This is a genomic window from Novosphingobium sp. G106 (assembly GCF_019075875.1).
GTDB lineage: Bacteria > Pseudomonadota > Alphaproteobacteria > Sphingomonadales > Sphingomonadaceae > Novosphingobium.
In genome coordinates this window covers 3,156,973-3,174,024 of record NZ_JAHOOZ010000001.1, presented here as the reverse complement: position 1 = coordinate 3,174,024, position 17,052 = coordinate 3,156,973, and the positions used below count along the sequence as shown (strand labels likewise).

The following is a 17,052-nucleotide window of genomic DNA, read 5'->3' as shown; positions in this document are numbered from 1 at the left end:
TGATATGGCTGAAGTGGCGGACGTAGAACGGATTGTCAGCCCCAAGGCTGCACCTTCGGCCCGGGAGCTGAAAACCCACAATCACCTGATCGGCAATCTTGCTGCCTTGGACGAGGCGTGGGAGCAAGATGGCTATTGGTTCTTCCGCGACGTCCTCGACAAGGATGCCGTCGGTCGGCTCCGCGCCACCTTCGTCGAAGAGCTCGAGCTCCAGGGCGTGATCGATCCAGTCGGCACCGCGCCTACGGACCGCAGCGTACGCTACAACGGCGCGAGCCTCGCCAACTACCCCTTCCGCATGGAACCGCTGGTCGTCCGGCAACCGTGGCGTGCCTTTGTCGCCGAGAAGCCGATCAACGACTTCTTCACGCGGCTTTTCGGGGATGAGCCGTTCTGGGTCCCGGCCGTGGAATACCGTGCCACCCCGCCGTCACAGGATCCGGCCCGAAGCCGCCTCGACGGAATTCATCAGGACGGTCCCTACAGTCCGGGCATTCCCTTTCGCATTTGCTGGATTCCGCTGGCCGAGATCGACGAGGATATCGGCGGACTGATGTGTGCCGAGGGTCTTGCTGCGGACAAGAACAATTTCCATCCGCAAGATGACGACGGCTCGAACTCGATGATTCCGGTCGAGAAGTTTCCTGCGGATTGCTGGCGCCGCACGACCTACCAGGCAGGAGACGTGCTGTTGATGAACTTGTGGACCCCCCATACCGGGTTGTCCAACGTCTCCGACCGCTTCCGCCTGTCACTCGATCATCGCGTAATGGCAAAGCGTGACAAGTGCCCGATCGTCGGCGAAGTCGAGTCGATCGCGCCGGACCGGGTCGAAGTTCGCGATGGCTCCGGCGTCACCCCGCTGCGGATTGAGCCTGACACCTATGTGCGCAACCACATGGGAGAGAAGCTGTCGGGTGAACAGATCGTTGACTATTACAAGCCAGGATCGCCGGTGATCATTGCGCATGACGATGACCTGGCGACAGTCGTGCGGCCGCCGCACTGAGACGCATCCCAGGTTCCTGACAAGCCTGCCTCAAACGGCACCTGTCCTGAAATGCAATGAGTGCCAACACAAGGTAGAGTGAGCATGTTGGAAGACAAATCGATAAACGCGACTGCCAGGATACCCCTTCGCGAACCCAAAGACATGCTCCCCGAGCAGGCCGCAGAATACTTTGCCAGTCCTCACACCCAGACCAACATGGCCAGGCTAATGGCGCTCGCCGAGACCATGGCTCCCCACCTCAAGGCCATGAATATGGCCATGGCGACTTCAATCACCCTTCCTCCGCGCGAGCGGGAAGTCGTCGCGTTGGCGGTGCTTCATCTCGAGCGGGGAGAATGGGAAATCGTCCAGCACCGCGAGGTCGCCGAATTCATGGGCATTCCCAAGGCGATGGTCGATGCCATTGCGAACGAGCGTTACAGCGACCAGATGTTCACCGACCGGGAGCAGGCCTTGCTTGCCTTCACCCGGCAGGTCGTCAGATCGGTGCGGGTCGACGACTTGATCTTCAAGGCCGTGGCGGCTTTCTACGATCCACGGCAGATCGTCGAAACGATTTTCGTGATCGGCAACTACATGATGTTGCTGCGGATTTCTGAGGTCGTCGAGCTGCCGCTTGAAGGCGCGGCCGGCGCAGGGTTCTGGAAGAGCCAGAAGCAGCCGGCCTGACCAGCCGGGCGCAAGGCGTGAGCGTCAATCAGCCAGTGCGCGGAGTGGGCCCAAATCAGGGTGCCGCCCGCCTCGGCGTCGGCGATCCGGCTTATGCCACTCGCGCCATTCGTCGGTGCTCAGGATTGATCTGCGGCTACCCGGCCCGCGGCCGATGGTTCAGCAGCGCGGGTCTGCGGACTACTCAAGTTCCGGGCCGGTTCCTATGCTCGGCACTGCCAACAGCCTCCGTACCCGGCGGCCCAATGCGGGGGACGGCTGACGCAAATCGTGCAATCGGGAGTGGTGCTATGGATCTGGGATTGGCGGGTAAGCGAGCCTTGGTCACGGGCAGCAGTTCCGGCATCGGCGCGGCATCAGCACGAATGCTTGCAGCGGAAGGCTGTGAGGTCGTCGTTCACGGTCGGGACGCGCAGAAAGCAGCGAGTGTTGCCGAGGATATAGAGCGGGCCGGAGGCCTCGCCCATGTCGTGATCGGGGACCTTGCCAGCGACGTTGGAGCCAATTCCGTCATCGAAGGTGTCGCAGCGCTGTGGGACGGCGTCGACATACTCGTCAACAATGTTGGGGGCGGGGCGGGGCCGCCCGTGGCCTGGGAGGATGTCGACGAGACGACCTGGCTCGGCACCTACCAGAAGAACGTGGTCGCCGCCGCTCGATTGATACGCCGGTATCTGCCCGGGATGCGGGAACGTGCGTGGGGAAGGCTGATACAGGTCGGCAGCGCCAGCGCGACCCAGCCCATAGCTGTGTTGCCGGATTATGCCGCCGCCAAGGCAGCCATAACCAATATGAGCGTCAGCCTTGCAAGGTCCTTGGCCGGCACTGGTGTCACGGCCAACACTGTAACACCGGGGCGCATATTGACTCCGGCCGTTGAGCGGGCCTTCGCAGGCCGGGGATCAAACGCCTCGTGGACGTCATATCAGGCCGATGGCGCGGCTGGCACGGTTCCAATGGGCAAACCGGAAGATCTCGGCTTCGCGATCTGCATGCTTGCGAGCATGCACTCGAACTTCATCACTGGCGCGAACATTCGGGTGGATGGCGGTCAGATGAAATCAGTGAACTGACCAGGGAAGATTGACAGTGAAAATAACTTTTGTCGAAAATGATGGAACAAAGCATGAGGTCGACGTCGAGGTGGGCCAGTCTCTCATGCGCGCCGCGCTCGACCATGGCGTGCCCGGGATCATGGCTGACTGCGGCGGCATGTGCACCTGCGCGACGTGTCACTGCTACTTGAGCGAGAGCGCTTTTGCAGCCGTCGCGCCGCCCAGCGACGATGAACGTGACATGCTTGAATGCGCGCTGGATATCCGCCCGAGCAGCAGGTTGAGCTGTCAGGTAATGGTTACGCCGGAGTTGGACGGGACCTCCGTAGAAATTCCGGCCACGCAGATCTGACCGAGACCCGGGTAGGGCATGCCCGGTTCTGCACAGCCACGCCTCCCGAACGCAGTCGCATAGCCGGAGGGGTAATCTTACCTCATCGGCCTAGAGCCCATTAGCCGGCTCGTCTTTCAAATTTCGCCGAGTTTGAACACCTTGATGGCATTCTCGCGTAGGAATTTAGGCCACACATGGGGACGCAGCGGCACGTTGGCCATTTCATTCTGCAATCGATCCAGTGAGATGGCCGGGTAGTAACCGGCATAGAACACCTTGTCCGCGCCGCGGGTGTTAGCGTAGTCGATTACCGCTTTGGGGTAGTGCTTCGGCGCGAAGGCCGAGGTGTAGTAGTAAAGATTTGGCCATTTCAGCATAAGCTTGACGCAGGTGTCTTCCCACGGCTCCCCGCCATGCGCCATGACCACCGTCAGTTCGGGAAAGAAGTACATTACTTCATCGAGGTATAACGGGTTCTGACATTCACCGGGAACGCGTGGGCCTGGAATTCCAACATTCACGGTAACGGGCAGGCCCAGTTCTATCGCCTTTGCGTATACGGGGTAGTAGACTTTGTCATTCGGAGGGAGCTGATAAAACATCGGCGTCAGCGCGATCGCACGCACCAATGGATAGGTCCGAGCGTAGTATTCCATCTTGCGGAGCGCTTCCATGCCTTCACGCGGATCGATCGGCAACTTCGCCCAGAAACGTGTCGGATAGCGTTCGAGGCAATCAAGAACTTTGGCCGGGTCTTTAGGGTCGATCGACAGCATTGCCTTGTCGATACCGTGCCGCTCCAAAGTCTCCGCCAGCGAATCTGGCGTTTCGCCTTCTTTGATACGCTCGGGCGAACCCTGGAACAGGTACTCGGCGGGATGGACATAGTTACTACTGTCCTTGTCCCTATAGGCCGCGGGGATCGCCGACGTATGAAGGCCGCCCCGCCACTTGGCATCGATCATGCAATCGATGGCCCGGAGGCCGTGCGCGAACAGGGGGGTGTCTGTTTCACTCATCTGCAGGGCATCCTTTTCTTGTAGTAATACCGGTCTCATTCGTGAGGACGGCTAGCCGCAACCCAATCGCGACCGGCGATCCGGACGGGAACAGGCGGACCATGTGCCGACCAGGGTTCTCAAGGTCGCCACCAGTGCTAGCGGCTGGTCGATCATGATGTGATGGCCCGCCTCGGGTACTACGATGTCGGGTATCGACGTGCCGAACAACTGCTCGACACGGGCGCGCACCGCGCCGTCATAAAGCTCTGAGAACTCACCGCGAACGATCGCCACAGGTTGGCGAATGCTGTCGAAGTCCGACATATCCTCCGCTGCAATTTTGGCGAACAAGGCGTTATCGAAATGCCAGCTCCACTCTCCGGTCAGTGGGTCATGTCGCAGTGACCGGCGGGCGATATCGTCAAGCGCCCAATGACAATCGGTCAGGCGAGAAGGGATCAACCGGAAACGGGCCAGCGCATCGGCGATGGTCGCGTAGGTTCGGCGCGGCTCGGGTTGCTGCGCTCGCCATGGCTGCTCCGCCGCTTTCAGGTCATGCAGCAGGCAATCGATTAGCACGACTCCGCCAATTCGCTCCGGGTCTAGCGTACAGGCGCGCAGCGCCACGTAACCCCCGAAAGAATGAGCGACCACGATGGGCTTTCCGCCCCGCTCGTAAAGGCCTTGCAACTGCGCAACGGCGATAAGCTCGCGAGCGAACTGGGTGATGCTGTAACTCGGACGCCAATCGGAACCGCCCATTCCGGAACTGGAGAGCGCAATCACTCGGTAGTCGTCCATCAATCGCGGCGCGATGGTGCTCCACCAGTCTGCACCTGCTCTGCTGCCATGGAGCAGAAGGATTCCCGGAAGGTGTCGTTCTCCCCAGGCGAGAACCTCGATGTTCGCCCCTTCGATCTGAACCATGGATCGATCGGGTTTGTTGTTCCATGCCTTTCGTGCCCATTCCGGGGCAGGCGGCCTCGCTCCGCCATACGGTGCCAGCTGGTATTCCGATGCAGAGCGGGGGCCAGTCCGTCGCTCGGGATCGGATTGAACTTGCGACCGATTGGGAGACTGTCCAGATGGATCGAGCGTGGTTTGCACGGGCACCCTTAAAAAATGGAACAGCGTTCGGATTTCTTATATGGGTGGTTGATGGCGTGTCAAACTTTTCGCAGATCGCGGACATTCCGCCCGATTGTGCAGGGTGAACGGTTATGAATGAGCAAGGTAAGCCTGATGTAAGTGCCGGCCCGCGAGCGATTGCGAGGGTGCTCCGTCTCTTCGAGGTACTGTCCGGCGAGCCGGACGGGCTTACCCTGAGTGAGATAGGCCAACAGCTGAACGAGGCTAAGAGCACAGTTCACAACACCCTTCGCGCTCTCGAAGCCGATGGTTTCCTTACGCTCGACGGGCTCTCCTACCAGTTAGGGCCCAAGGCCTTCCGGCTGGCTACCCACATTTCGAGCGGCTGGTCGTTGCTTCGCTCGATGCGCAGCTATTTACGGGAACTGGCCGACCGTTCGCAGGAGACTGCGATGCTCAGCGTAATCGACCGAACCGAACACCGGTTCATGCACGTCGACGCAATCGAAGGATCTCAGCGCATCCGTTATGTTTACAGCCTGGGTTCTGGCGGGCCGCTGTATGCAACCGCCTCGGGGCGGGTCTTGTTGGCCTTCCAGCCTCGCGAATACCAGGAAGATTACCTCGAAGCGCTCGACATGCGACCGTTCACCCCGGCGACAACCGTGGACAAGGATATCTTCAGGCAGCAGCTCGACGAAGTGCGCGACACCCGCCTGTGGGTCAGTCTCGGCGAGATCTATGGTGACGGGGGGGCAATCGCCGCGCCGGTATTTGGCCCGAACGGAGATGTTATCGCGGCCTTGAGTGTCGCGTTGCCTTTGTCGCGTCTCGTCGCACGCAAGCAAGAACTCATGACGATCGTGGGCGAAGTCGCCCGTCGCGCCTCTGGCGACGTCAGGGAGCCGATGTTGATCAAGGAAAACGGTTGAACGAGACATTGACCCGGCCAATTCTTGGTTTAGTGAGTGCTAAACAAATGCGGTGAGCGCACATGGTCGCGGCTTGCGTCGCGCGGCTCAGGATCGGGATGTCGGGATGACTTGGAACGAGAGCTGGGATCTGGTCGTCGTGGGTAGCGGCGGCGGCGCATTGGCCGCCGGCTTGGCAGCAAGAAGCCAGGGAAAATCGGTCCTGCTGCTGGAAAAAACCGAGCTCGTGGGCGGGTCGACCTCGATGTCGGGCGGTGTCCTGTGGATCCCCAACCATCCGCTGCAAGCGGTAGATGGAGTTGAGGACAGTCACGAGGCAGGACGCGCTTACATGGATGCGACCGTTGGGGAAGCTGGACCGTCGACATCGCCGGCACGCAAGGAGGCCTTCCTGCGGGCAGGACCGGACATGGTGTCGATGATGATGCAGCAGGGCATCGCTTTCGAGCGCGCCGAGGGCTGGGCCGACTACTACGATGAACGGCCGGGCGGATGCCCGCGAAGCCGTTCACTGATCTGTCCGATGTTCGATGCCCGAGAGTTGGGCGAGTTTAACGCGAAGCTGCGCCGTGGTCCCATCACCCTGCCGGTTACGGCAATGGAAGGGGTACTTCTGACGCTGGCTAAGAAGTCGCTAAAAGGCCTGCTGACGGTTATCAAGCTGGCCTGGCGACTAGGTGTCATGCGGGTCACGGGAAAGCAGTGGGTCACGTCCGGGGGATCCCTCGGCGGCCGGGTCCTGAAAGCGGCCTTGGAGCAGGGCGTGGAGCTCCGGACCTGTGCTCCGGTTATCGATCTTGCGTTCGAGGGCGAACGGGTGGCAGGGGTGATCGCGACGATCGCAGGCACTGAGCAGCGTATCCAAGCGCGCGATGGCGTCGTGATCGCTGCGGGCGGGTTCTCGCACAATGCCGAGATGCGCGACCGGTACCAGCCACACCCCTCCACCACGGAATGGACCAATGCCAATCCGGGCGACACCGGGGATCTCATTCGCATAGCGATGGCGCATGGCGCTGCGACAGACTTGCTCGACCAGACTATCTGGATACCAAGTTCCCTCCCACCGGGCAGCGCCGTGCCGAGCATGAGCGTGCCCGAGCTGGCAAAGCCCCACCTGATTGTCGTTGACAAAAATGGCAAGCGGTTCGCCGACGAGGCATGTTCCTACATGGAATTCGGTCAGGCTATGTACGCAGCCGAAGCTGTTCCCGCCTACATCATCCTCGATAGCCAGCATCGTAACAGTTACCCTTGGGGAACGACTCCACCGGGAAAAACTCCCGCTCAATGGATCGAGACCGGTTACATGAAAAAGGCGGGCAGCCTTGCGGAACTCGCAGGGCAGCGGGGAATCGATCCGGTTGGCCTCTCATCGACGGTCGAGCGATTCAACGGCTTCGCGCGCTCGGGCCGCGACGCAGATTTTCGTCGCGGGGACCGCGTCTACGATACTGTCTGGGCTGACTTCACGCACAAGCCCAGCCCAACCCTGGGCACGATCGAAAAGGCGCCGTTTTATTCCGTCGAACTTGTTCCCGGCGATGTCGGGACGTTCGGCGGTATCCTGACCGATGAGAACGCGCGGGTTGTCCGGGAGGATGGGTCGGTGATCCAGGGCCTTTATGCGACGGGCAACAGCACGGCGTCGGTTATGGGACGTTGTTATCCGGCTGCCGGCGCGAGCATCGCTGCGAGCTTCGTATTTGGATATGTCGCGGCACTCCATGCGACACGCTCGAACGCAGCCTGAACTGCGCACAGGAAGGTCCGGCCAAATAAACGAGGAGACGACGTCATGAACAGTGAAAGCCTGCCAGCCGAGGTCCAGACGCTGATCGACCGTCAGGCCATCAGCGATTGCCTCCAGCGCTATTCGCGCGGTATCGACCGGAGGGATCGCGAAATACTGCGATCTGTCTATCATGAAGATGCCTGGGATGACCACGCTGTCTTCTGCGGCCCGGCGGAAAAGTTCGCAGACTGGGCTTATGACTTTCACGCGAAATACCAGACGCGCCATCACCATTACATCCTTAACCATAGCTGCGAATTCGATGGCGATGTGGCGCATTGCGAAACATACTACCTATTTGCAGGCGTCAATCGCGAGGGTCCCGAAGTGACCTTGTCCGGCGGGCGTTACCTCGACCGCTTCGAGAAGCGGGATGGTCGCTGGGCCATCGCGGCACGCAAATGCCTGATCGAATGGATGGGAACGCTCAATGATGTTCCTTCCGATCCCGCCTATCTGGCGGCGCTCGCGTCTTCCGGATTATCCGCGCGGAGCGGGGAAGACAGTTCCTATGATCGACCGCTCGTTGTCGACCGGCCCGAACAGGTATTTCCCTACTGAGCGTAAGCCTTCTTCACCCAGCAATCATAAGACCCGGAACCGACATGGCACAACCAGATGGAACGACTCATTCCCGCACACCAGTCGGAGTGCGCGAGATGCCCGGCGGCTTTCGCGTCCGCTGGGATGGCGATCTTGCGGCTCGATGGCGCAAGTCGGGTGCCTGGCTGGACACCACCCTGGCCATCCTGATGCGCGACCTCGCGGTTGCGGAGCCCGACCGGGTGCTGCTCGTGGAACAGGGCCGGGAATACAGTGCCGCCGCCCTGTACGACGAAGCCGTGTTGCTGGCGAGCGCCCTGCGCCGCCGCGGCTTGCAGCCCGGTGACGTGCTTTCATACCAGATACCCAACTGGTACGAGGGCTCGGTCATCAATGTCGCCGCAGCGTTGGCAGGCCTGATCGTGAACCCGCTGGTTCCGATCTACCGCGAACGCGAAGTTCGTTTCATGATGGAAGATGTCGGGACACGAATGGTTTTCGTGCCGGAACAGTTCCGTGGACACGACTATGCGCAGATGTTCGAGAAGGTGAACGAAACTCTCGATCGGCCTGTCGATATCGTTGTGTTGCGGGGAAGCCGGCCATCGGCGCAGAGCTATTCGGAGCTCCTGGCCTCTGGCGTGGCCGACGACCCACTGCCGCAGGTCGATCCGGATTCAATTTACGTCGTCATGCACACCTCCGGCACCACCGGCCGACCCAAATGCGTCGTTCACAGCCACAACAGCTTCATGGTCCAGGGCGAGGCGCACGTCATCGAACTTGCTACCAGCGATCACGAAGTGAACTTGGTCGCAACGCCCATTTCCCATATCGCGGGGATCGTGGTTGCCAACCTCACTCCGGTTATCGGCGGCGCCACTGTGGTTCTGATGGATTCATGGAACCCCGCAGAGGCGGTCACGCTGGTCGAACAATATCAGGCGAACAGCTGTGGTGGGGCGACGCCGTTCCTCAAGGGTCTTTTGGAGGCAGCGAAGGCTGCCGGCACCCAGTTGCCCAGTCTCACCAAGGCCGGTTGCGGCGGCGCGACCGTGCCGCCGGAATTGATCTATCAAGCGCACGAATGGTTCCCCAACGTCGTGGCCTATCGCGTTTATGGCTGTACCGAGGTACCGACCGCCACCTGCGGCATCCGCAGCCGGGACGACATCGAATATGGGGCCAACACCGACGGCCTCATCAAACATACCGAAGTCAAAGTCGTGCACGCCGTGACCGGCGCCGCCATGCCCCAGGATCAGGAAGGGGAGATTCTGTTGCGCGGGGCAAATATGATGCTGGGCTACCTGCGGCTCGAGGACAACGAGGAGGCGTTCGATGACGAAGGCTTCTTCCGCACCGGCGACCTTGGCCGGGTGGTGGACGGTAAGTATCTCCTCATTACCGGGCGCAAGAAGGACCTCATCATCCGGAACGGAGAGAATTTAAGTCCGAAGGAAATCGAGGATGCATTGTTCACTCATCCCGGCATAAGCAATGTCGCGGTAGTGGGCATGCCCAGCGAGAAGACCGGTGAAGCGGTTTGTGCTTTTGTCGTGGCTAAACCGGGCTATCAATTCGATCTGCAGGAAGTGTTTCGTCACCTTGTCGAATATGGGCTCGCCAAGCAGAAGATTCCGGAGCGGGTCGTCTCGGTCGAAAGTCTGCCCGTTTCGCCCCAGGGCAAAATCCTGAAGAATGAGCTTCGAGAGATGGCCAAGGCTCTGGTCGAGGGGAGCAAGTAGTCCGCTGGCAGGCTCCCCTGGGGGCGGTCGCCTGCGGCGCAGAACCTTATACGGCAGTTGACTTCCTGGTAGCGGGTACGGCTGAATCCCGAGCGGCTTCCTCGCGACGTCGCTCGCCTATGCCGGCCATGCCAGCGATGATAAATTCGGTCAGCGCGGTAATCACCTCATTCGCTTTGATGTTCGTGTCCGCAAAGATCCATTTATGGAAAAGTGCAGTGGCCATCACCGCGGTGAACGAAATCCGGCTGCTGATCTCAGGCGAAATCGTCGGCGTAACGCCCATCACCTTCAATTCGTCTTCGATCCGTTCAACCGCGACACGGAAATATTCCTTGAAGCCGACCGCGTTGACCTGTTCTTCCGGCTCCCCCCGCTTCATACAGGCGGGTGCTTATCAGCGCGAACAGGACTTCGCGATGTTCGCTGAAGGCGCTGAAAAGTCGATCGACGAAATCCTGCGAACCAGCGAACGGCTCGTCGCCTGTTGCGGCCGACTGCGCTTCCAGGAAAGTCTTGAGGAAATCGTCAAAGGGGTCGACCACGGCCTCGCGAAAAAGGTTCGCCTTGCTTTGGAAATAGCGGAATAGCAGCACTTCGCTCGAATTTGCCTTTGAAGCGATGTCTCGGGTCGTGGTGCGGGCATAGCCACGCTCTGCGAACAATTCCCGCGCCGCCGCGATGATCAAGGCCCGGCCGACAACGGCCTTTTGCCTTTTGCGCTTTCCCGAGTTTTTTCCGCCGTCGCTAACGGTCAATTCCACATCCTCGTGCTGGGGGAAACGATGCACCGTCCCCAACGTGGGTCCATCCCAAAATTTAACCAGCAAGTCCATGAGGCCCTGAGTTTTTGCACGTTTCCCTCGTCGGGACCATGTGGCCGCCAGGCCGAGCCTTTACGAAGTTTTGTTAAGCGGATACCAACAAAAATCCGTGGCAGATGCGGCCGGCGAGATCCGTGACGCTCACGCCACTGACCAGAGAGGAGAGGCCATGGATGAAGCGATCGTTCGCCGGCTGGAGCGAATCGAATCGACTCAGGCCATCCAGATGCTGCCTTCGCGTTACGCCTTGGCCGTCGATTCGCGTGACATCGACACATTGGTCAACCTCTTCGTGCCGGGGGTCGATGCCGGGAAATGGGGGCGGGGTCGCGCGGGTCTGCGCGCCTTCTATGAATCCGTCCTTGTGGGGTTCTACAGGAGCCAGCACCAGATCTGTGGTCATGTTTTCGACTTTGTCGACGAAGATCTGGCGACCGGCACGACTTACTGCCGAGCGGAGCACGAAGATGGCGACAACTGGGTAGTGATGATCATGACCTACTTCGATGAGTACGAGCGAGTTGACGGACGCTGGTATTTTCGCAAGCATCTCCCATCGTTCTTCTATGCGACCAATATCGATGAGCGGCCATGCCCACCATTTGCGCATTGGCCAGACCGGGACCTAAATCCGAAACATTTTCTTGGCTCGCATGCCTACGCGACGTGGAAGACTTTCTGGGAACGGCAGGACTCTGCAGCGGTCGACCGCCTTACTCACCAGCGCTAGATTCAGAGATCAGTCCTTGTGTCGAGCAATGTCCTTCAATGTAATGGATTTATCATTGGCCCCCACGGCGGACCCGTGCGCGCCGCAGCTGACTCGCGATTCAGATATTTTTGATTATATAATCAAAATACAAATTGCAGAGCTTCAAATCTATCTATATTCCCGCCTGCATATCTGCAGCTCCGTCTGAACGGGCGCGCATTGAGGGGGAGTCTCACGATGACAAAATATGCATTCGCGGCTGGATTTGCAGTTGTTGCAATCTCATCGCCCGGGGTCTCGCTCGCGCAGGGCGCAAATGCCGAGGTCGATGCACAGGGCGGTGAGATCGTGGTCACAGCGCAACGCCGGGAGGAAAAGCTCCGTGACGTGCCAATTTCCGTAACCGCACTGAGCGGGAAAGCCATTGAACAGTCGGGCGTATCGAATGGCCTCAGTCTCGGCCAGATCACACCCGGCCTGAATTTTCAGGGCAACGGCTCGACCATTCAGCCGGCAATACGCGGCGTCACGTCGACGGGCTCCAACCCCGGCGACGCTGCCAACGTCGCCATTTATGTCGACGGTGTCTATCAGCCGGTGCAGTTCTCCAATTTCCTCGAGCTAGTCGATATCCAGTCAATCGAGGTGCTGAAGGGCCCCCAGGGAACCTTGTTCGGGCGCAACGCGACGGGCGGGGCCATTACTGTGGCGACGCGCAAGCCGAGCTTCAATACGACTGCCACGGTCAAGTTGAGCTACGCCCGCTACAATGAGGTCAATGCGCAGGCATTCGTGTCCGGAGGGTTGTCCGACAAGGTGGCAGTCAGCCTCGCCGCGAATTACCGAACCGACGATGGATTTAGGCGTGACCTGATTACCAATGCGAAGCTGGCAAAGACGCAGATCTTCTCGACCAGAGGCAAGGCGCTCTTCCAGATATCGGACGACTTTTCCGCCCTGTTTTCGGCCGATTACACGGATAGCAAGGACAATACGACTTTCGCCGGCCAACCGCTTGCCGGGAACACTGCGACCGCCTCGTCACCGGGCGTGGTTCTTGCGACGCGGCCGAACACGGCGGCGCTCAACCTCGTGCCGGTATTGAACGTCGAGGGCGGCGGCGGTTCGATGCGGCTTGAATGGGCAAAATCGGGTGTTACCGTCAGTTCGCTCACCGCCTATCGCCACTATACTTCTCTGCAACAGCCCGATTCGGACGTCAGCAACATTCCACTTTCTCTTTCCCGGCTTGATTACAAGACCGATACCTGGAGCCAGGAATTCAATCTGGCCTCGGCTGGAGACGGGCCTTTAAGTTGGATCGGCGGGTTATTCCTGTTCGACGACAAGCAAAAGCTCATTCTCCAGTCCTTCACCGGTGCCGCTTCGACGCGGGTACTGCTCAACGACGTCAAAACCCACACCGAGTCCGCCGCGCTGTTCGGAGAGATTAACTACGCGGTCACTGATCGGCTCACCCTTATCGGGGGGCTGCGCTATAGCATCGACAGGATCGACTACGTAGGCGCTAACAATGGCGCGGTGCCGGTATCTCCCCCCGCAAAGACATTCCGGAGTCTCACCCCGCGAGCCTCTATCCGCTATGAACTCGCACCGCGTACCAATGTCTACTTCACCTATTCGAAAGGATACAAGGCCGGGGTATTCGGAACGTCCACCCCTTCGCCCACGATTCCGCCGGTCAATCCCGAGAAAATCGATGCTTACGAAATGGGTATCAAGGGCGACGCCGGAATCCTCTCATACAGTGCGGCCGCCTATCGCTACGACTACAAGGATCTTCAGTTCCAAGCCTTCGGCGCAACCAGCCTCCAATCCGTATTGCAGAATGCGGCGACAGCCAGGATCAACGGCGCCGAATTGAATGCTTCGATTACGCCGTTCTCGGGCTTCAGCATCAGTGGCGGGTTGTCGTATGTCGATGCGAAGTACAGCAAATTCGTCGGTGCACAGGCCTTCATTCCACGCGCGGGCGGGGGAAACGACAGTCTCAAGATCGATGCGTCAGGCAACCGGGTGATTCGCACGCCCGAATGGTCCGGCAACGTTGGTGCAACGCTGGAAGTGCCGATAGGCGACAGCAAACTCCGTTTTTCGGGGAACGCTTTCTTCTCCGGAACGGTATATTACGACGTTTCGAACCGAACGCGCCAAAAGCCGTACGATGTAATCAATGCAAGCGCGGCTTTTGTACTGCCGGGCGATCAGCTCGAACTGGAAGTGTTCGGCACAAACCTGACAGATTCCAAGTACTTCACATCGTTACTGGTTTCGGGTCTGGCCGACAATGTCAATTTCGCGAGGCCCGCGACCTACGGTGCACGACTAACGTATCGCTACTGATCGCGTGGGGCCCAAATCGTTGCTTTGTGAACCCCGTCGATAATGAGATGGCTGCCCGACCTCACGCGTACCGTCGCCATTCTTCTGGCGCTCTATGCACTTTCGTTGCTGGACAGGAACCTGATTTCCTTGATGGTCGCGCCGATGAGGGCCGATCTCGGTCTCAGCGAAACCCAGATCGGGCTCCTTCAGGGATATGCCTTTGCCGTATTCTATGTCGTCTGCGGCGTCCCACTCGGGCTTCTCGCAGACCGCGCTCCCCGCAAATTCGTTATTTTCGGCGGCGTGCTGTTATGGTCGCTGGCGACCGTCTCCTGCGGATTGGCTCGCACCTTTCCCGAATTACTGCTGGCCCGCTTCGCTGTCGGAGTTGGCGAGGCGGCTTTGATCCCGGCAGCCTATTCGCTGCTGGGAGATATTGCCCCGCGTTCCCAGCTCGCGTTGGCCATGGCGGTGTTTACCACTGGCGCCATGGTAGGTTCGGGCCTCTCGATCATTCTTGGCGGAGTGCTGGTTCAACTGTTGACCGCTTTTGGCCCGGTGGAGCTTTTCGGCGTATCTTTCGAGCCTTGGCAGACGACCTTCGTTCTCGTTGGCGCAGTGGGAATACCGCTGACCTTGCTTTCGCTGTTATTGCCAGAACCGCGAAGCTTCGCGGACGGCGATGTTCGCAGACCGGATAGTCAGGAAGCTGCCGGCTTCGTTTCGTTTGTCGGGTCACACAAGGGATTCCTCGCGGTCCATTTTTTGGGCTATGCTGCGATCTATACCGCCAGCGCCGGGGGCAGCGGCTGGGCGCCAGTCTATCTCCAGCAGACTTTTGGTTGGAGCACGGCCCGTATCGGTGCTGCGGTGGGCGCGGGGGTTGTCGTATGCGGATTGGCGGGTAGTCTGTTAGCCGGGCACTGGATTCAACGCCAGCTCCAGCAAGGTAACCATGCCGCTCCGCTTTCCTATTTTGCCGTTGGCGCCATTGTTGTCGCACTACTGGGGGGAATCGCGCCCTGGACTGGCAGCGGGACAACTTTCGTCCTGCTTTATGTTTCGACTTCCTTTTTCACCGTTTGCGCGGCGGCGGCGGGCACCGCTCTGACACTCGTCACACCGCCCCCGTTCCGGGGGCGGGTTGCCGCCCTTTTCACGATGGTGTTCAACTTGATTGGAGCCGGCACCGGCCCGCTTATCGTGGGGGCAACTTCTCAGCACTTTGCAGGAGATCACGGCCTGTCGGTCGCATTGACCGTCACCTACGTCGGCAGCGGAATGGCCGCCGCGGGTCTGTTATGGATCGGTGCCAGAATTATGCCGCCACCGATAGCTCCCGGCTCGTTCGCCGCCGACCCCTGAATAAAATTAGCCGCCCGTGGCGGGTCCCGTTGTCGACAGAATTGTTGGCGATCCGGTCAAGGTGCGTTAAGACAGTGGTCACTTAACTGTTGCGACTGTTGCCATGCTCAAGCCGGCTTTTATCGCCGGCACATGGCAACCCGTCACGCTGATTGAAGATATGGGAGAGGTGAGTGGGAACCGAATTGAATAACGTCGACCTCGGTAGGGTCCCCCACGCGGTGACCGAAGTGGATCGCATCCCCGCCAAGCGGTATTACGACCGAGAATTCTACGATCTTGAAGTCGGGAACCTGTGGCCTCGGGTATGGCAGATGGCGTGCCGACTGGAAGAAATCCCTGAAGTGGGTGATTACACGGTCTATCGCAATCTTGACCAATCGATCATCGTGGTTCGAACCGCGCCTGACACGATCAAAGCCTATCATAACCACTGCCGACACCGGGGTGTCGAACTCGTGAACAAGTCAGGTCGGGCCGCGGGCGGTTTCATTTGCCCGTTTCATGGCTGGCGCTGGGACAAGGAAGGGAACAATACCTTTGTCTTTCAGCCCGACGCGTTTTCGGAGCAGAACATGTGCAAGGACGACCTTGCACTCCGGCATGTGAAGGCGGACACCTGGGGTGGGTGTGCATGGATCAATCTGGATGAATATGCGCCGCCGCTACTCGAATCGCTGGGCGAGTTCGGTCCCCAGATGGATCTTTACAAAGTCGACGAACTGAAGGTGGAGTGGTGGTATTCGGCCCATCTTCCAGTGAACTGGAAGCTCGCGATGGAGGCTTTCATGGAAGGCTATCACGTCGCCAGCACGCACCCGCAACTCCTGCCGCCCGGTGCGACCAGCCGGCCAGGCGAGGCTCTTTGGCTCAAGCTTCCCGAGGAGGCACGCTTAGGATCGCGCTGGTTGACCATGTCCCCTGCCATGCCGGACGAGATCGAACCGAGCGATTTCATCGATACCTACATCGAGAAGATGACCGAACTTCATGTGGGCATGGCTGGCATGGTTTCGCAGGAAGAGATCGCCGTTGCCGAGCGGTTACGCGACGTGGATCTGCCGCGTAATCCGCACCTCGCGATGACGACGTGGCGGAAACTGTACAACCAGGCCCTGACCGACGATTACCGAGAGCGCGGCATGGAGATCGGCAATCTGGATGAGATCGATGCGGCAGGCATGGCGTCGGGCGTCAATTTCTGTTTCCCGCATTTCTTCCTCTTGCCTGTCCACGGCGTCGCATCGTCCTATCGGATACGTCCGCTGGGCCCTGAAGAATGCCTGTTCGAACTCTGGTCGCTAAAGCGGTATCCTAAGGATGAGAAGCGCCCCGTCCCGGTCGCGCCGACGCCGAAGCCGCATGACGATCCCCAGTGGCCGGAAATCCCGCTACAGGATTATGCGAACCTGCCGCGCCAACAGCGGGGCCTTCACACCGGCGGCTTCGAATTCATGCGCCTGTCGAAAGAGAGCGAGGGTCTGATCAGCAATTATCAACGGCTGATCGATGGCTATATCGCGGGCGTGCCCAGCGACAAGCTGGCGCATGCAGCCATGAACGTGTCCGGAGGAATTGATCGCGAGGTTCTCGACTTGGGCTTTTAGCCACGCGACTATCCGCCTTT

Annotated in this window: 16 protein-coding genes; 12 read left to right on the top strand and 4 right to left on the bottom strand. The window is 59.5% G+C overall.

The features are described from left to right. The first annotated feature begins 4 nt into the window (after positions 1-4). From KRR38_RS15050 to KRR38_RS15035, 4 genes are all read left to right on the top strand, one after another. A complete protein-coding gene (locus KRR38_RS15050; protein ID WP_217402852.1) occupies positions 5-1,009 on the top strand; it encodes a phytanoyl-CoA dioxygenase family protein in 1,005 nt (334 codons plus the stop codon). A gap of 210 nt (positions 1,010-1,219) precedes the next feature. Then, positions 1,220-1,681 carry a carboxymuconolactone decarboxylase family protein gene (locus tag KRR38_RS15045; protein WP_217402850.1) on the top strand — a complete coding sequence of 154 codons (462 nt, stop codon included), beginning with the start codon at positions 1,220-1,222 and terminating at the stop codon, positions 1,679-1,681. 290 nt (positions 1,682-1,971) lie between these two features. Continuing rightward, entirely contained in the window at positions 1,972-2,754 is a 783-nt protein-coding gene (locus tag KRR38_RS15040; RefSeq protein ID WP_217402848.1) for an SDR family NAD(P)-dependent oxidoreductase, read from the top strand. A 16-nt stretch (positions 2,755-2,770) separates the two neighbouring features. Continuing rightward, entirely contained in the window at positions 2,771-3,088 is a 318-nt protein-coding gene (locus tag KRR38_RS15035) for a 2Fe-2S iron-sulfur cluster-binding protein (protein ID WP_309141057.1), read from the top strand. A gap of 116 nt (positions 3,089-3,204) precedes the next feature. On the opposite strand, the gene KRR38_RS15030 is transcribed toward KRR38_RS15035, so the two are convergent. Then, a complete protein-coding gene (locus KRR38_RS15030) occupies positions 3,205-4,089 on the bottom strand; it encodes an amidohydrolase family protein (protein WP_254514816.1) in 885 nt (294 codons plus the stop codon). 51 nt (positions 4,090-4,140) lie between these two features. Further along, positions 4,141-4,998, bottom strand: coding sequence for an alpha/beta fold hydrolase (locus KRR38_RS15025; protein WP_217402843.1), 858 nt, complete (start codon positions 4,996-4,998; stop codon positions 4,141-4,143). Between the two features lie 347 nt (positions 4,999-5,345). Here KRR38_RS15025 and KRR38_RS15020 point away from each other — a divergent pair, with 347 nt between their 5' ends. The 4 genes from KRR38_RS15020 to KRR38_RS15005 all read left to right on the top strand — a co-directional run bounded on the left by KRR38_RS15020 (position 5,346) and on the right by KRR38_RS15005 (position 10,178). Beyond that, the gene (locus KRR38_RS15020) at positions 5,346-6,092 is read left to right on the top strand and encodes an IclR family transcriptional regulator (protein ID WP_217402841.1); all 747 of its coding nucleotides are present in this window, start codon (positions 5,346-5,348) and stop codon (positions 6,090-6,092) included. 106 nt (positions 6,093-6,198) lie between these two features. Next, the gene (locus KRR38_RS15015; protein ID WP_217402839.1) at positions 6,199-7,845 is read left to right on the top strand and encodes an FAD-dependent oxidoreductase; all 1,647 of its coding nucleotides are present in this window, start codon (positions 6,199-6,201) and stop codon (positions 7,843-7,845) included. Positions 7,846-7,890: 45 nt separating this feature from the next. Next, positions 7,891-8,448, top strand: coding sequence for a nuclear transport factor 2 family protein (locus KRR38_RS15010; RefSeq protein WP_217402834.1), 558 nt, complete (start codon positions 7,891-7,893; stop codon positions 8,446-8,448). A gap of 98 nt (positions 8,449-8,546) precedes the next feature. Further along, positions 8,547-10,178 (top strand): AMP-binding protein, encoded by a 1,632-nt coding sequence (locus KRR38_RS15005; RefSeq protein WP_217402833.1) that lies wholly within the window; start codon positions 8,547-8,549, stop codon positions 10,176-10,178. A gap of 46 nt (positions 10,179-10,224) precedes the next feature. Here the strand turns inward: KRR38_RS15005 and KRR38_RS15000 are convergent, their stop codons facing one another. Together KRR38_RS15000 and KRR38_RS14995 are read right to left on the bottom strand one after the other, a co-directional pair. Then, positions 10,225-10,560: a hypothetical protein gene (locus tag KRR38_RS15000; protein WP_217402830.1), complete on the bottom strand. Its 336-nt coding sequence runs from the start codon at positions 10,558-10,560 to the stop codon at positions 10,225-10,227. Continuing rightward, entirely contained in the window at positions 10,490-10,936 is a 447-nt protein-coding gene (locus tag KRR38_RS14995) for a TetR/AcrR family transcriptional regulator (RefSeq protein ID WP_217402829.1), read from the bottom strand. The genes KRR38_RS15000 and KRR38_RS14995 overlap by 71 nt, the downstream gene beginning before the upstream one ends. 235 nt (positions 10,937-11,171) lie before the next feature. Between KRR38_RS14995 and KRR38_RS14990 the strand changes: the two genes are divergently transcribed. The 4 genes from KRR38_RS14990 to KRR38_RS14975 all read left to right on the top strand — a co-directional run bounded on the left by KRR38_RS14990 (position 11,172) and on the right by KRR38_RS14975 (position 17,032). Beyond that, positions 11,172-11,732, top strand: coding sequence for a nuclear transport factor 2 family protein (locus KRR38_RS14990; protein WP_217402827.1), 561 nt, complete (start codon positions 11,172-11,174; stop codon positions 11,730-11,732). A gap of 219 nt (positions 11,733-11,951) precedes the next feature. Continuing rightward, positions 11,952-14,078, top strand: a complete 2,127-nt coding sequence (locus tag KRR38_RS14985; RefSeq protein ID WP_217402824.1) for a TonB-dependent receptor — start codon at positions 11,952-11,954, stop codon at positions 14,076-14,078. A 42-nt stretch (positions 14,079-14,120) separates the two neighbouring features. After that, entirely contained in the window at positions 14,121-15,425 is a 1,305-nt protein-coding gene (locus KRR38_RS14980; protein WP_217402823.1) for an MFS transporter, read from the top strand. 173 nt (positions 15,426-15,598) lie between these two features. After that, on the top strand, positions 15,599-17,032 hold the full coding sequence (locus KRR38_RS14975) for an SRPBCC family protein (protein ID WP_217402821.1): 1,434 nt from the start codon (positions 15,599-15,601) through the stop codon (positions 17,030-17,032). The last annotated feature ends 20 nt before the right edge of the window (positions 17,033-17,052 follow it).

Bases quoted from the DNA above. Each gene is read 5' to 3' on its own strand.
- KRR38_RS15025 (WP_217402843.1), bottom strand. From the start codon at position 4,998: ATGGTTCAGATCGAAGGGGCGAACATCGAGGTTCTCGCCTGGGGAGAA.
- KRR38_RS15040 (WP_217402848.1), top strand. From the start codon at position 1,972: ATGGATCTGGGATTGGCGGGTAAGCGAGCCTTGGTCACGGGCAGCAGT.
- KRR38_RS15050 (WP_217402852.1), top strand. From the start codon at position 5: ATGGCTGAAGTGGCGGACGTAGAACGGATTGTCAGCCCCAAGGCTGCA.
- KRR38_RS15000 (WP_217402830.1), bottom strand. From the start codon at position 10,560: ATGAAGCGGGGGGAGCCGGAAGAACAGGTCAACGCGGTCGGCTTCAAG.
- KRR38_RS14980 (WP_217402823.1), top strand. From the start codon at position 14,121: ATGAGATGGCTGCCCGACCTCACGCGTACCGTCGCCATTCTTCTGGCG.
- KRR38_RS15045 (WP_217402850.1), top strand. From the start codon at position 1,220: ATGGCGCTCGCCGAGACCATGGCTCCCCACCTCAAGGCCATGAATATG.
- KRR38_RS14990 (WP_217402827.1), top strand. From the start codon at position 11,172: ATGGATGAAGCGATCGTTCGCCGGCTGGAGCGAATCGAATCGACTCAG.
- KRR38_RS15015 (WP_217402839.1), top strand. From the start codon at position 6,199: ATGACTTGGAACGAGAGCTGGGATCTGGTCGTCGTGGGTAGCGGCGGC.
- KRR38_RS15005 (WP_217402833.1), top strand. From the start codon at position 8,547: ATGCCCGGCGGCTTTCGCGTCCGCTGGGATGGCGATCTTGCGGCTCGA.
- KRR38_RS15030 (WP_254514816.1), bottom strand. From the start codon at position 4,089: ATGAGTGAAACAGACACCCCCCTGTTCGCGCACGGCCTCCGGGCCATC.
- KRR38_RS15010 (WP_217402834.1), top strand. From the start codon at position 7,891: ATGAACAGTGAAAGCCTGCCAGCCGAGGTCCAGACGCTGATCGACCGT.
- KRR38_RS14985 (WP_217402824.1), top strand. From the start codon at position 11,952: ATGACAAAATATGCATTCGCGGCTGGATTTGCAGTTGTTGCAATCTCA.